A 14,751-nucleotide genomic window follows, 5' to 3' on the forward strand; every position below is an offset into this window, starting at 1 on the left:
GGATGGGGACCCTTCGGGCTTGCGTGACGGAATCGCGGCGTGACGGCGGTCTTCGGGGTTCCTGGAATAAGACGGGCCCGGGGGCCCGCCGGTGTTCCTTTCCCCTGCCGGGTTTATTTCAGGGAGAAGTCCACGCGTGAGGGCTGTCCCTCGTCCTTGATGCCGTCGGCGTCCAGTTGCGGCGCGATGATGAACACACGGTCCGCGAGTCCTTCCTGGGCTTGCAACTTCTCATAGACCGCCTGCGCGCGGGCATCCGCCAATTGGCGCAACTGGTCCTCGCCGACCGGAGCTACGCCGCGCAGCATTTCTTCCATTTGCGCGGCGGGGATGGATTTGGCCATCCCGATGAGATTGCGCGGTTTGTTCTTGATGTCGGTGTCGTCATAGACCTCTTCGAGGTATTTGGCGCGTTCCGCGCCGGTGACCTCGATTCCGGCCGGATTGGGCTTCTTTCCGCGCGGCGTGGCGGCGGCGGCCTTGGCGGCGCGGATCTTGCCGTCCACCCAGGCCTGGCGCAGGCCTTCGATGTCGGTCTTGGGGTCGGCGCGGCCGCTGATATCCATCTTCAGCGCGGGGCGGTCGGCCAGGGCCTTGATCAAGGTATCGATGCGCTGCGTCGTGTCTTCGGTCAGCACGGCGCTGCCGGGCGCGAACTCCACATAGGACAGTTCTTCGCCGCCCCCGAAGGCCGAAGCCAGCAGGCTGAAGGGCGAGGTGACGGCCTTGACCACCAGGTTCATCAGGACGCGCACGACGATGCCGCCGACGGAAAATTCGGGATCGTCGAGCGAGCCGGAGATCGGCAGGTTGATATCGATGTTGCCGCGCGAGTCTTTGAGCAAGGCGACTGCCAGCAGCACGGGCAGCTTGGTGGCGTCGGGGCTGTTGGTCTTGTCGCCGAAGGTGAGCTGGTTGAGCACGACGTGGTTGGAGGCCTGCAAGGCGCGGTCCTTGATTTTGTATTGCAGGTCCACCGACAGCTTGCCGCGCTTGATGGGATAGCCCACGTATTTGGCGGAATAGGTGTTGAAGCGCGGCAGGTCCACGCCTTTGGCTGAGGCTTTAAGGTCCAGCGTCAGGAATTTGGCGAAGGGCTGCACGATGCCGCTGATGGACAGGGGCGCGGTGGTGTAGACGCGGCCGGTGACCTTGACGTTGGCGGGCTGGGGGTTGGTGGACGAAACCGCGGTGATGCCGCCCTCGATGCTGGAGAGTTCGGCTACGTAGTTGGGCTTGACGAAGCGGTCGGTGAAGGTCATGCGGCCACGGTGGAGGGTCACGCTGTTGACCGAGATGTCCGGCATTGCCCCGCTGCCCTGGCTGGCCGGGGCGGCCGGAGCGGGCGGCGGCGCGCCACGCCCGGGCGTCTGCGTATCCTGGGTGATGGAGCCGCCGGCCTGTCCGGGCGCCGCCACCAGGTCCATGACGTTCAACCGGCCCTGGGCGTTGAGCAATATGCGGCCGTAGAAGTCTTCCAGGGCGATGTCGCCCAGCCTGGCGCCGATCTTGTCGCCCGCCACCGAGATGTCCATGCCGGAAAAACCGAGCCGCTTCCAGTTCAGGAAGTCGTCCTTGTTGACCCGGTCCTGCAGGTCGAGATCGGTAATTTCAACGCCGCCCTTCCAGCCCGCCTTCATGGGCGCGTTGCCAGCGGCCGCGGTGAACTCGGCGTTGCCCTTCGCGCCCAGCGTGATGGCGCGCACGGTGGCGTTCAGGCGGGAGGCGGCATAGGGCGCGAACGGCGCGACGTTCAGTCCGGACAGGTCCACGGCGGTCTTGACGGTGAGCGGCTGCGGGGTGAATGCGCCCTGCAGGTTGAGCTTGCCGTTGCCCTGGATGCCGGCGGCGGCCAGCGTGAAGTTGCTTTGGCCGGGGCCCATGGCCAGGCGGTCGGCGGTGAGGTGCAGGGTCTGCAAGACGATGTCGAGCGCGGGCTTGAGGGATTCATCGCGCGCCTTGAACTGCGTCAGGTCGGCCTGCACGGCGGTGGCGGACGCATCGACCGCGCCGCCTTTTTCCCGCACATGGACCTGCGCGCTTGCGCTCAGCCGTCCGTCCAGCAGGCTGATCGGCGCGGCGCTGCGCACGGCCGGCGCCAGCGGCGCCAGGGCCACGTTGCCCAGCCGCACACCCAGTTCGAGCGATAGCGGTTTGATCACCAGCGGCCCCTTGGCGCGCAGCCAGCCACCGTCGGTGCTGTTGTCCATGGTCAGCCACAGGTTGATGGGCTGGTCGGGCGTCTGCGGCAGCGCCACGCCCTCGACCGTGGCGGCCAGGCCGGTCATCGCGTAGTCCAGCTTGCTGATGGCGTCCGTGACGTAGACCTCGCCTTCGTGCAGGTTGAAGGCGTCCAGCGTGACCTTCCATTCGCCGGGCGCGGCGGGGGCTGCCGCAGGCACGGCCGCCGGAGATGCCGTCGCCGCGGGCGAGCCGGCCGAAGATGCCGCCGCCGCGGGCGTGGCTGCCGGAGATGCCGCCGCTGCGGCCGCTGCGGGAGCGGCGGGCTGGATGCCGCTGGCCTTCCTCATTTTGTCGGCCAGGGGCGTGGCGGTGGGCGCTACGCCGCCCAGCGCCTTCAGGCCGGCAACCACGTCCTGCCAGTTCAGGTGTTCGTTGGCGTGGCGCCGCACATGGATCTGCGGGGCCCACAGGCCCACTTCCCCGATATAGACCTGACGGGCGATGGGCTCCAATTCCAGGCGGCTGACGGTCAGCGCGCTCCAGGCGGCCAGGCTCTGGCCTGAGGCGTCGCGCAGATCCAGCCGCCGCAGGCCCATATCGCCCACGACGCGGATCTTGGGCGGCGCGTCCTTGGGCTGCTCGAACACGATCTGCAGGTTGGAATCCAGCAGCGCGCTTTCGACCTTGAACGGCAGGGGCATGGGCCAGACGTCTGCCCATTTTTCAAGCTGCAGCCCATCGAACGCCACGCGCAGCGTGGACGACGGCACCACGTCGAACGGACGCGCCACGCCGGTCAGGTCGAAGGGGCTGCCGTTGATGCGCAGATGCAGGCGGGGCTGGACGTCGATATCGGTGGCGTACCCGAACGTGGAGATGAACGGCACGCCCACGCCCAGCTCATCGACCACCTGTTTGCGGCCGGTGACCTTGTCATCCAGCGTAATGGTGCCGCCGTCGATCACCATGTTGTTGAGCGAGAAGCGCGGCAGCCCTTCGTCCGGCTTGGGCGGTTCTTCGGGTTTGGCGGCCGTCAATTCGGCCACGCGTTGCTCAATATCAGAGAAATTGAAGCGCGTGACGTCTTCGCGGACGATGGCGATGTTAGGCTGGCGCAGGGTCAGTCGATCGACCACGGGCGCGAACCAGAACAGCGAGGTCCATGCCGCGCTGGCATCCAGTTCCGCCAGCGTCATCAGCGGCGTCGGAGAGCCAGGCTGGGCCACGGCCAGGTCGCGCGCGCGGACGGTCAGCGTGAAGGGATTGAACGTGATCTTGCCGACGGAGACGTCGCGGCCGATCATTTTGGAGACGTCCTGGGTCAGGACGTCATGCAGGACTTTCGGGACCTGCCAGGCGGCGACGCCGCACAGTATCAGCAAGAACGCGAGGATGCCCAGAAGAATCTTGCCGGCGCGCCGGGTGAACCGAAGCTTGGGCATGCGCACGGGCATCGCGGGTCTCCTGATAACTGATGAAGGCCATTTTTCCGTCCTTCCACTGACTACAGGCGCGATTATCGCGCCCCCTTTCACTGCTCGTCTATCATAGGCGTAACAGGGGCCGCGCCCGGCCAGCCGGGGCCGCTCTTTTCAAACATTAACAATTCCTGATCCCGATTCCCATGTCCACGTCCACCCCCACCTTGAGTCACCTGGATGAAGCCGGCCAGGTCCGCATGGTCGACGTCATCGCCAAGACCGATACCGAACGCGTGGCGATCGCGACCGCCAGCGTACGCATGAACGCCGTGGCCTACGGCCTCCTGACCCAACCGGGCCAGGGCAAGGGAGAAGTGCTCAACACCGCCCGCGTGGCCGCCATTCTGGCCGCCAAGCGATGCGCCGACATGATCCCGCTGTGCCACAGTCTGCCGCTGGCATTCGTGGGCGTCGAGTTCTCGCTGGACGACGCCGAACATCGCATCGACGTCCTGGCCACCTGCCGCACCAGCTACAAGACGGGCGTGGAAATGGAGGCCATGATGGCTTGCAGCGTCGCCGCGTTGACCATCTACGATATGTGCAAGGCTGCCGACAAGGGCATCGTGATCGAACAAGTTCGCCTTAAGTACAAGGCGGGAGGCAAAAGCGGTGAATGGCGCAACGATTAATCTTCTGTACTTCGCGCGCGTGGCCGAACTGGTCGGCAAGCGCGCCGAAGCCTGGCCCGTCGATGGCGAGTCCACCGGCGCGCAACTGCTGGCCGCGCTGGGCGAACGCTATCCCCAGCTCGAGCCCGCCGCGCGCCTGAAGCTGGCCATCAACCAGACCCACTCCAAGCCGTCGGCCCCGATCCGCGCGGGCGACGAGGTCGCGGTGTTCGAACCCGTCACCGGAGGTTGAACGCCATGATCAGCGTCCAGGAAGCCGACTTCGACGGCGCCGCGCTCACGGCCGCGCTGCGCGCAAGCGCGGGCGCCGGGGTAGGCGGCATCGTCACGTTCGTGGGCTATGTGCGCGACTATGCGCCCGACACGCCCACCGACACGCTTTATCTTGAACACTACCCGGGCATGTGCGAACGCGAACTTGAAGACATCGCGGCCACGGCCCGCGCGCGCTGGAACCTGGACGGCACGGTCATCGTGCACCGGGTGGGCGCGCTTTCGCGCAATGCGCAGATCGTCTTCGTGGCGGCGGCCAGCGCCCATCGCGGCGACGCCTTCCGCGGCTGCGAATACATCATCGACGCGCTGAAGACCCGCGCGCCCTTCTGGAAGCGCGAGACCCTGTCGGGCGGCAGCAGCTTCTGGGTGGAACAGCGCCAATCCGACCAGGACCGCACCGAGTCCTGGGATGAAGACACCGCCAACAAAAAGGAGAACCCATGAGCGAAGCAATCCAGGTCTCGCTGGCCTGCGCCGTACTGACGGTCAGCGACACCCGCAGCGCGGGCGACGACACCTCTGGCAATCTGCTTGCGCACAGCCTCGCACAGGCGGGCCACCAATGCGCGCGGCGCGATATCGTCCGCGACGATATCTATCAGATCCGGCGCATCATCAGCGACTGGATCGCCGACCCCGAAGTGCAGATCATCCTGACGACGGGCGGCACGGGCTTCTCGCATCGCGATCACACGCCGGAAGCCATCCTGCCGCTGCTGGATCGTGAGATCCCGGGCTTTGGCGAACTCTTCCGCCAGATCTCCTACACCGAGATCGGCAGCTCCACCGTCCAGTCGCGCGCCTTCGCCGGCTCGGCCAACCAGACGCTGATCTTCTGCCTGCCGGGTTCCAACAACGCGTGCGAGACGGCGTGGACGCGGATCCTGCGCGAACAGCTCGACAGCACCCACGGCCCGTGCAATTTCGCGGCGCAATTCAAAACCCGCGTAGAAGAAAACTGAGCCATGCTGGATTTCGATCAAGCCCAGACCTTGCTGGCCAACGCCGCCGGCCCCCTGCAGCGCACCGAACAAGCCAGCCTGGCGCAAGCCGCCGGCCGCGTCCTGGCCGAGAGCCTGACCGCCACGGTGGACATCCCCCCTGCCGACAACAGCGCCATGGACGGATACGCCTTGCGGCTGGCCGACTGGAGCGCCGACGCCCGCCTGCCGATTCAGCAGCGCTGCTATGCCGGCGACGTGCCCGAGCCGCTCAAGCCCGGCCATGCCATCCGCCTGTTCACGGGCAGCGTGATCCCCGCCGGCGCGGACGTAGTGGTCATGCAGGAAGACACCGTCGAAGCCGACAACCAGGTCCAGATATCCCGCGAACCCCGGCCCGGCCAGCACATCCGCCGCCGCGGCGAAGACACGATGGCCGGCGCGCCGCTGCTGCCCGCGGGCACGCTGCTGCACGCCGCGCATGTGGCGCTGCTTGCCTCGCAGGGGCTGGCCGCCGTGCCGGTCTACGGCCAGTTGCGCGTGGGCATCCTGACCACCGGCGACGAACTCGTCCTGCCCGGCCAGCCGCGCGCCACCGAACAGATCTACAACTCCAACGGGCCGATGCTGGCCGCGATGGCGCGTGGCATGGGCGCCCTGCCCGTCCATGTGCTGCACGCCCGCGACACCGAGGCCGACCTGCTGGCCGCCTTCAAGACCTTGCTGGCCGACTGCGACCTGGTGCTGAGCGTGGGCGGCGTGTCGGTGGGCGAGCGCGATCTGGTCAAGCCGGCGCTGGCTGCCCTGGGCGGTGAACTGTCGCTGTGGAAGGTGCGCATGAAGCCGGGCAAGCCGGTGGCGCTGGCGCAGATCGAAGGCAAGCCCGTGGTCAGCCTGCCGGGCAATCCGGTGTCGGCCTATGCCGTGTACGCCATGCTGGTAACGCCGCTGATCCGCCGCATGCAGGGCCGCGCGGATATCTTCCCGCCCGTGAGCCGGCTACCGCTGCGCACCGAACATCCCCGCCAGGACGGCCGCGAGGAGTTCCTGCGGGTCCAGCGCCGCGTGTCCGAAGATGGCACCGGCGAACTGGTGCCCTACGGCCATCAGGGTTCGGGCGTGATCAGTTCATTGCCCTGGTCCACGGGCCTGGCCCGCCTGCCCGCGGACGTGCTGGTGCAGGACAAGGACCGGGTCGCCTACTACGACCTGCATCACTGGCTGGCGTAGCGTTCGGCCAGCGCCAGCTCTTCTGGCGTATTGACGTTCATGAAGGCATGCGGCGGCGCGTCGTCGAAACGGGTTTCGACGGCGCCCGCCCTGGCCTGCCATAACCCCACCTTGCGGTCGCCCCCTTGCAGATACGCCAGCAAGCCGGGCAGAAGCGACGTGCGCAGCGCCATGCAGGCGGAATGCCGCTGTCCGCCCGCCGCCGCGTAGGCCAGCGGCGCCTGCGCCGCCTGCGCCGCGCCGATCAGGCGCGCGGCCATGTCCGAGGGCAGGAACGGCGTATCGCAGGGCGCGACCACCAGCCATTCTTCACCGGGCGCGGCGGCCAGCGCCGCCGCGATGCCCAGCAGCGGCCCCTGCCAGGCGCCCAATTGCGCTTCGCCATCGGGCACGACCTGACCATATTGCGCATAGCGTTCCGCGTGGCGATTGGCGCTGATGATCAGCCGCCCCACTTGCGGCGCCAGGCGGCGCGCGACGTGCGCCACCATGGGCTCGCCGCGAAGCGCGACCAGCCCCTTGTCCTGCCCGTTCATGCGGGAGCCCTGCCCGCCGGCCAGGATCAGGCCGGCCACACCATTGCGCGAGGGTTCAGCCACCGATGTAGCTCATTTCGATCTTGCGCGACGGGTCCGCCATGTTGCGGCCGCGGAGTTCCGAATAGTTGTCGTTGCGCGCCGACCAGATGCCCGCCAGGATGCGCGCCATTTCATGGTCGGTGGCGCCGTCGCGCAAGGGTGCGCGCAGGTCGTGGCCTTCGTGCGCGAACAGGCACATGAAGAGCTTGCCTTCCGGCGACAGGCGCGCCCGCGTACAGCCGCCGCAGAACGCCTGTGTGACGCTGGAGATGACGCCGATCTCGCCGCCGCCATCCGCGTAGCGCCAGCGTTCGGCCACCCGGCCCATCTCGCCAGACTCCACGGGCACCAGGGGGTGGACCGCGCCGATGCGGTCCAGCACTTCCTGGCTGGGCACCACTTCGGCGAGGTTCCAGCCGTTGGTGTTGCCGACGTCCATGTATTCGATGAAGCGCAGGACGTGGCCGCTGTGGCGGAAGCGTTCGGCCATGGGCAGGATCTGGCCGTCGTTCAGCCCGCGCCGCACCACCATGTTGACCTTCACGGGCGCCAGGCCCGCGTCGGCGGCCGCGTCGATGCCGCGCAGCACGTCGTCCGGCGTGAAGCCGCTGTCGCTCATGCCCTGGAACATGGCGGCATCCAGCGCGTCCAGGCTGACCGTGACGCGCGTGAGTCCGGCGCTTTTCAGCGCGGCGGCCTTGCGCGCCAGGACGCTGCCATTGGTGGTCAGCGTCAAATCCAGCGGACGGCCCTGCGGCGTGCGCAAGGCCGCCAGCATTTCGACGAGGTTTTCGATGTGCTTGCGCAGCAGCGGTTCACCGCCCGTCAGGCGGATCTTTTCCACGCCGAGCTGTGTGAAGATGCCGGCCAGCCGGCTGATCTCTTCGAAGGAAAGCAGCGCCGAATGCGGCATGAAGGTGTAGCTGCTGTCGAAGACTTCACGCGGCATGCAATAGGTGCAGCGGAAGTTGCAGCGGTCGGTGACGGAAATGCGCAGATCGCGCAGCGGCCGAGCGCGCTGGTCCAGCGCGGGCTGCCCCTGCGGCGGCAGTTCCCCAGGCGTCAGGGAGGCCGGACGGTCGGTCCGGCGATCGGCAAGGAAAATCACTTTGCTCATGGGGACATCATATCCCGGCGGGTCGCGCCGTGGGCTCACGGAAATGCCTCTTCCAGCGACTGCAGGCGCCCGGTGTCCTGGGCGTCGTAGCCGACCAGTTGCCCCACATAACCTACATAGTCCGGGCTGCGCATGATGGACAGCAGGTCGTGCATGGCCGGGGTTTCCAGCGCGGATTTGCGGATGGCGAAGAAATAGCGTTCCCGGACCAGCGGAATGAAGTCCAGCCCGAAGCGGCAGGCGGCCGTCTCCACGCCCACGCCGGTGTCGGCCATGCCGCTGGCGATGTGCGCGGCGATGGCCATGTGAGTGAACTCGTTGGTTTCGTAGCCCTGGACTTCGCTGATGGACACGCCGGCACGCTGCAGCATCAGGCTCACCAGATAGCGGGTGCTGGAGCCGATCTGGCGGTTGACGAAGCGCACATCGGACCGCGCCAGGTCCGCCATGCCCCGGATCTGCTTGGGATTGCCGGCGGTGACGAACAGGCCGGTGTTGCGCACGGCCAGGTGGATCAGCATGTATTCGTCGGCGTGCAGCCACTGCGCGTAACGTTCCATGATGGGGGCTTCGAAGTCCCCCAGTGGCACCTGGAAACCCGCCAGATCGCACTCGTGGCGCTCCAGCGAGGCCAGCGCCTCGATCGCGGTGCGGTAGCGCAGTTCCAGCCCGGGCTTGCGGTTGCCCATGTGCTGCATCAGCGATTCCACCGCGAAACCGTGGCTGGCGTGCAGGCGCAAGTGCGGGCCGGATTCCGGCAACAGGCGCTCCAGTTCTTCCTGCAGTTCCGAGGCCATGCTGTCCAGGGTAGGCATCAGCCGCGCCTCGATGCGGCGGTTGGCCCACAACAGGCGCTGCGCGAAGGGCGAGAGCTGCGTGCCCTGACGGCGGTTGGTGATGAGAAGCTGCGTGCCGAAGATGGCTTCGAAGCGGCGCAGCACGCCCCAGCCGTGGCGGTACGACAGCCCGCAGGCACGGCAGGCGCCCGTGATATTGCCCGTGGCGTCTATGGCCGCCAGCAGCGCAAGCATGTCCTGCAGCGGCACGGGCGCCAGATCGTCGTCTCCGCCCAATGTCCACTGCGGCCTCAGGCCGATACGGAACTTATATGTCATTTATTTCTTATTGAAGGCGATCAAGTACCCCGTTAGAGTACACAAATAACGGGCTGGGCGGGCGTTTTATATGTTTTTTTGAACATATAAAACACCACGCTTCCCACCCGGCACAACAGCCCCTGAACGGGGTCATGCAACACAGGAGGAGACCACCGTGCATCAGCGCGAGGCAAAGTCCGATCTGGCATCCAGCGGCGGGGCCCGGGGCGGCCAGATGGCCCTGGACGCGGCCCAGGCGTCCCACACCCCGGCCATCGCGGCCACGGCCCGCATTCTGGCCCGGCTGAAAGACCAGCCCGGCCCGCTCCTTCCGGTGCTGCATGCGGTCCAGCATGAACTGGGCTGTATTCCGGCCGAGGCGGTGCAAACCATCGCCGAGGCCCTGAACCTCTCCCGCGCTGAAGTCCACGGCGTCATCACCTTCTACCCGCACTTCCGCAGCGAGCCGGCCGCGCGCCACACGCTGGAAGTCTGCCGCGCCGAAGCCTGCCAGTCCATGGGCGGCGAACGCCTGGCCGCCCACGCGCGCACCGCGCTGGGTTGCGATTTCCACGCCAGCACGAAAGACGGCGATTTCTCGCTGGAGCCGGTGTATTGCCTGGGCCTGTGCGCCCAGTCGCCGGCGGTGATGATCGACGGCCAGCCCCACGCCCGCGTCACGCCCGACAAACTCGACCGCCTTCTGACCCGCACCCGGGAGACCTCATCATGAGCGCCCCCATCGTCATCTACGTACCGCGCGACGCCGCGGCGCTGGCCATGGACGCGGACACGGTGGCGCGCGATATCGAACGCATCGCCGACGAGCGCGGCCTGTCCGTGCAAGTGGTGCGCAACGGCTCGCGCGGCCTGCTCTGGCTCGAACCCCTGGTCGAAATCGCCACGCCGCAAGGCCGCATCGCCTACGGCCCGGTGCAGCCCGAAGACGTGCCCGCGCTGTTCGACGCCGGCTGGCTTTCAGGCGGCGCCCACGCGCTGCACCTGGGCCCGACCGAAGACATTCCCTATCTGAAGCGCCAGGAACGCCTGACCTTCGCCCGCGTCGGCGTGATCGATCCGCTGTCCTTGCAGGACTACGCCGCGCACGGCGGCCTGCAGGGCCTGAAGCGCGCGCTTGCCATGCAGCCCGGCCAGATCGTCGACGAAATGGTGGAATCCGGCCTGCGCGGCCGCGGCGGCGCGGCGTTTCCCACCGGCATCAAATGGAAGACGGTGGCGGGCACGCCGGGCGACACCAAATACATCGTCTGCAACGCCGACGAAGGCGACTCCGGCACCTTCGCCGACCGCCTGCTGATGGAAGGCGACCCCTACGTCCTGATCGAAGGCATGACCATCGCGGGCCTGGCGGTGGGCGCGGCCTACGGCTACATCTACGTGCGCTCCGAATACCCGCACGCCATCGCCACCCTGGAAGCCGCCATCGCGCGAGCGCGCAGCGTGGGCTGGCTGGGCAACGATGTCCACGGCAGCGGCCGCCGCTTCGACCTGGAAGTGCGCAAGGGCGCCGGCGCCTACATCTGCGGCGAAGAAACGTCCCTGCTGGAAAGCCTGGAAGGCAAGCGCGGCGTGGTCCGCGCCAAGCCGCCGCTGCCCGCGATATCGGGCCTGTTCGGCAAGCCCACCGTCATCAACAACGTGATCTCGCTGGCCACCGTGCCCATCATCCTGGCCAAGGGCGCGGCGTACTACCGCGACTACGGCGTGGGCCGCTCGCACGGCACACTGCCGTTCCAGCTCGCCGGCAACCTCAAGCACGGCGGGCTGGTGGAAACGGCGTTCGGCCTGAGCCTGCGCGACCTGCTCTACGGCTTTGGCGGCGGCAGCGCCTCCGGGCGTCCGTTGCGCGCGGTGCAGGTGGGCGGCCCGCTGGGCGCCTATCTGCCCGAATCGCAATGGGACGTGCCGCTCGACTACGAGGCCTATATCCAGATCTCGGCCATGATCGGCCACGGCGGACTGGTGGCGTTCGACGACACCGTCGACATGGCCCGCATGGCGCACTACGCGATGGAGTTCTGCGCCATCGAATCCTGTGGCAAATGCACGCCCTGCCGCATCGGATCCACGCGCGGCATGGAAACCATCGCCAAGATCGCCGCGGGCGGCCAGAGCCGCGAGCAGCGAGAACAACAGGTGCATCTGCTGCGCGACCTGTGCGACACGATGCTGGGCGGTTCGCTGTGCGCGCTGGGGGGCATGGCGCCCTATCCGGTGCTGTCCGCGCTGAACCATTTCCCGCAGGACTTCGGCATCGAGTCCTCCCAGTCTGCCGCGCACGCGGCCTGAACCCGAGACCGCCATGCTAGAAACCGTCATCAAACGCGACCGCGACATGGGCACGCCGGCCCGCGTGTCCGAGCAGACCGTCACCCTGACCATCGATGGCCAGGAAATCACCGTGCCCGAGGGCACGTCGCTGATGCGCGCGGCCGCGGACGCCGGCATCAACATCCCCAAGCTCTGCGCCACCGACAGCCTGGAACCCTTCGGCTCGTGCCGGCTGTGCCTGGTGCAGATCGAAGGCCGCCGCGGCTATCCCGCGTCCTGCACCACGCCGGCCGAGAACGGCATGGTGGTCTACACCGAAACGCCCAAGCTGCACGACCTTCGGCGCGGCGTGATGGAGCTGTACATCTCGGACCATCCGCTGGACTGCCTGACCTGTCCGGCCAACGGCGACTGCGAACTGCAGGACATGGCCGGGGTCGTGGGCCTGCGCAACGTGCGCTACGGCTACGACGGCGCCAACCACCTCAAGGCCGAAAAGGACGAATCCAACCCGTACTTCACCTTCGACGCCTCCAAGTGCATCGTCTGCAACCGCTGCGTGCGCGCCTGCGAGGAAACGCAGGGCACCTTCGCGCTGACGATCTCCGGCAAGGGCTTCGATTCCCGCGTGTCGCCCGGGCAGGACCAGCCGTTCCTGGACAGCGAATGCGTGTCCTGCGGCGCCTGCGTGCAGGCCTGTCCCACGTCCACCCTGCAGGAAAAGACCGTCATCATGATGGGCCAGGCCGAACATTCGGTCGTGACCACCTGCGCCTACTGCGGCGTGGGCTGCGGATTCAAGGCCGAGATGAAGGGCCAGGAAGTCGTGCGCATGGTGCCCTGGAAGGACGGGCAGGCCAACCGCGGCCATTCCTGCGTGAAGGGGCGCTTTGCCTGGGGCTACGCCACGCACAAGGAACGCGTGCTCAAGCCCATGATCCGCAAGCACATCACCGACTCCTGGAAGGAAGTGTCCTGGGACGAGGCGATCAATTACGCGGCATCCGAGTTCCGCCGCATCCAGGATCAGTACGGCCGCGACGCGGTCGGCGGCATCACGTCGTCGCGCTGCACCAACGAAGAAACCTGGCTGGTGCAGAAGCTGGTGCGCGCCGCCTTCGGCACCAACAACGTCGACACCTGCGCGCGCGTCTGCCATTCGCCCACCGGTTATGGCCTGAAGCAGACGCTGGGCGAATCGGCGGGCACGCAGACCTTCGATTCCGTCATGCACACCGACGTGGTCATCGTGATGGGCGCCAACCCCAGCAGCGGCCACCCCGTGTTCGCCTCGCGCCTGAAGCGCCGGCTGCGCGAAGGCGCCCGCCTTATCGTCATCGACCCGCGCCGGATCGAACTCGTGAGTTCGCCGCATATCAAGGCCGACTTCCACTTGCAGGTGCGGCCCGGCACCAATACGGCGCTGCTGTCGTCGCTGGCGCACGTGATCGCCACCGAGGGCCTGATCGCCGAAGACTTCGTCGCCGAACGTTGCGAGGCCAAGGCCTTCAAGGAATGGCGCGACTTCGTCTCGCTGCCCGAGAATTCCCCGGAGGCCATGGAAGAGATCACCGGCGTGCCGGCGCAGGCCGTTCGCGGCGCGGCGCGCCTGTTCGCCACCGGCGGCAACGGCTCCATCTATTACGGCCTGGGCGTCACCGAACACAGCCAGGGCTCGACCACCGTCATGGCCATCGCCAACCTGGCCATGGCCACCGGCAACATCGGCCGCGAAGGCGTGGGCGTGAATCCGCTGCGCGGACAGAACAACGTGCAGGGTTCGTGCGACATGGGTTCGTTCCCGCATGAACTGCCGGGCTACCGCCACATCTCCGACAACGCCGTGCGCGCGCAATTCGAAAAGGACTGGGGCGTCACGCTGCAGCCCGAACCGGGCCTGCGCATCCCCAACATGTTCGAAGCCGCGCTGGGCGGATCGTTCAAGGGCCTGTACTGCCAGGGCGAGGACATCGTGCAGTCGGATCCCAACACGCAGCACGTGGCCGCGTCCCTGGCGGCCATGGAGTGCATCGTGGTGCAGGACCTGTTCCTGAACGAAACGGCCAAGTACGCGCATGTGTTCCTGCCGGGCTCGTCCTTCCTGGAAAAGGACGGCACCTTCACCAATGCCGAACGCCGCATCTCGCGCGTGCGCAAGGTGATGGAACCCAAGAACGGCAAGTCCGACTGGGAAGTGACGGTGGCGCTGTCCAATGCGCTGGGCTATGCCATGAACTACAAGCACCCGCGCGAGATCATGGAAGAGATCGCCCGGCTGACGCCCACGTTCGCTGGCGTCACCTACGAAAAGCTGGACAAGCTGGGCAGCCTGCAGTGGCCGTGCAACGACGACGCGCCGGAAGGCACGCCCATCATGCACATCGACGAGTTCGTGCGCGGCAAGGGCAGGTTCATGATCACCAAGTACGTGCCCACCGACGAACGCAGCACGCGCCGCTTCCCGCTGCTGCTGACAACGGGCCGCATCCTGTCGCAGTACAACGTGGGCGCGCAGACCCGCCGCACGCCCAACGTGATGTGGCATGGCGAGGACGTGCTGGAACTGCATCCCCAGGACGCCGAGGACCGGGGCGTGGCCGAGGGCGACTGGGTGGGCATCCAGAGCCGCTCGGGCGACACCGTGCTGCGCGCCACCCTGACCGACCGGGTGCAGCCGGGCGTGGTATACACCACGTTCCACTTTCCCGAGTCCGGCGCCAACGTCGTCACCACCGACAGTTCCGACTGGGCGACCAACTGCCCTGAATACAAGGTCACCGCGGTGCAGGTCACGCGCGTGTCCCAGCCGTCGGAATGGCAGCGCCAGTGGTCGCGCTTCGCGGATATCCAGCAAAAGCTCTTGCGCGAACGCTCGCGCGAGAACGAGGCGGCGCTGACCGGGAAGTAACCGACCGCCCACCGC

At 67.2% G+C, this 14,751-nt stretch carries 12 protein-coding genes; 8 read left to right on the forward strand and 4 right to left on the reverse strand.

Annotated elements, in window-relative coordinates:
* Positions 1–113: 113 nt before the first annotated feature.
* Positions 114–3,638 carry a DUF748 domain-containing protein gene (locus ASE30_RS09980; protein WP_057284152.1) on the reverse strand — a complete coding sequence of 1,175 codons (3,525 nt, stop codon included), beginning with the start codon at positions 3,636–3,638 and terminating at the stop codon, positions 114–116.
* A gap of 170 nt (positions 3,639–3,808) precedes the next feature.
* On the opposite strand from ASE30_RS09980, the gene moaC reads away from it, so the two are divergent.
* Genes moaC through glp form a run of 5 tightly spaced genes read left to right on the forward strand, consistent with a single transcriptional unit; the run spans position 3,809 to position 6,744 of the window.
* The gene (moaC, locus tag ASE30_RS09985) at positions 3,809–4,297 is read left to right on the forward strand and encodes a cyclic pyranopterin monophosphate synthase MoaC (protein ID WP_057284153.1); all 489 of its coding nucleotides are present in this window, start codon (positions 3,809–3,811) and stop codon (positions 4,295–4,297) included.
* Complete coding sequence (locus ASE30_RS09990) at positions 4,278–4,529, forward strand: MoaD/ThiS family protein (RefSeq protein ID WP_057284154.1); 252 nt, start codon at positions 4,278–4,280, stop codon at positions 4,527–4,529. Before moaC ends, ASE30_RS09990 begins: the two co-directional genes overlap by 20 nt.
* 5 nt (positions 4,530–4,534) lie before the next feature.
* Positions 4,535–5,017 carry a molybdenum cofactor biosynthesis protein MoaE gene (locus tag ASE30_RS09995; protein WP_057284155.1) on the forward strand — a complete coding sequence of 161 codons (483 nt, stop codon included), beginning with the start codon at positions 4,535–4,537 and terminating at the stop codon, positions 5,015–5,017.
* Complete coding sequence (moaB, locus tag ASE30_RS10000; RefSeq protein WP_057284156.1) at positions 5,014–5,535, forward strand: molybdenum cofactor biosynthesis protein B; 522 nt, start codon at positions 5,014–5,016, stop codon at positions 5,533–5,535. Before ASE30_RS09995 ends, moaB begins: the two co-directional genes overlap by 4 nt.
* A 3-nt stretch (positions 5,536–5,538) precedes the next feature.
* Positions 5,539–6,744 carry a gephyrin-like molybdotransferase Glp gene (glp, locus tag ASE30_RS10005; protein WP_057284157.1) on the forward strand — a complete coding sequence of 402 codons (1,206 nt, stop codon included), beginning with the start codon at positions 5,539–5,541 and terminating at the stop codon, positions 6,742–6,744.
* On the opposite strand, the gene mobA is transcribed toward glp, so the two are convergent.
* From mobA to ASE30_RS10020, 3 genes are read right to left on the reverse strand one after another with little or no spacing between them, the layout of a single operon-like run.
* On the reverse strand, positions 6,729–7,343 hold the full coding sequence (gene mobA, locus ASE30_RS10010; protein ID WP_235515240.1) for a molybdenum cofactor guanylyltransferase MobA: 615 nt from the start codon (positions 7,341–7,343) through the stop codon (positions 6,729–6,731). The two genes, glp and mobA, sit on opposite strands and share 16 nt — an antisense overlap.
* Positions 7,336–8,439 carry a GTP 3',8-cyclase MoaA gene (gene moaA, locus ASE30_RS10015; protein ID WP_057284158.1) on the reverse strand — a complete coding sequence of 368 codons (1,104 nt, stop codon included), beginning with the start codon at positions 8,437–8,439 and terminating at the stop codon, positions 7,336–7,338. Before moaA ends, mobA begins: the two co-directional genes overlap by 8 nt.
* 35 nt (positions 8,440–8,474) lie before the next feature.
* A complete protein-coding gene (locus ASE30_RS10020) occupies positions 8,475–9,554 on the reverse strand; it encodes a substrate-binding domain-containing protein (RefSeq protein WP_057284159.1) in 1,080 nt (359 codons plus the stop codon).
* A 157-nt stretch (positions 9,555–9,711) separates the two neighbouring features.
* Between ASE30_RS10020 and ASE30_RS10025 the strand changes: the two genes are divergently transcribed.
* From ASE30_RS10025 to fdhF, 3 genes are read left to right on the forward strand one after another with little or no spacing between them, the layout of a single operon-like run.
* Complete coding sequence (locus ASE30_RS10025; protein ID WP_057284160.1) at positions 9,712–10,269, forward strand: formate dehydrogenase subunit gamma; 558 nt, start codon at positions 9,712–9,714, stop codon at positions 10,267–10,269.
* On the forward strand, positions 10,266–11,846 hold the full coding sequence (locus ASE30_RS10030) for an NADH-quinone oxidoreductase subunit NuoF (protein ID WP_057284161.1): 1,581 nt from the start codon (positions 10,266–10,268) through the stop codon (positions 11,844–11,846). The genes ASE30_RS10025 and ASE30_RS10030 overlap by 4 nt, the downstream gene beginning before the upstream one ends.
* Before the next feature lie 13 nt (positions 11,847–11,859).
* Positions 11,860–14,736: a formate dehydrogenase subunit alpha gene (fdhF, locus tag ASE30_RS10035; RefSeq protein ID WP_057284162.1), complete on the forward strand. Its 2,877-nt coding sequence runs from the start codon at positions 11,860–11,862 to the stop codon at positions 14,734–14,736.
* Positions 14,737–14,751 lie beyond the last annotated feature (15 nt).

The organism is Achromobacter sp. Root83, from assembly GCF_001428845.1.
Classification (GTDB): Bacteria; Pseudomonadota; Gammaproteobacteria; order Burkholderiales; family Burkholderiaceae_B; genus Achromobacter.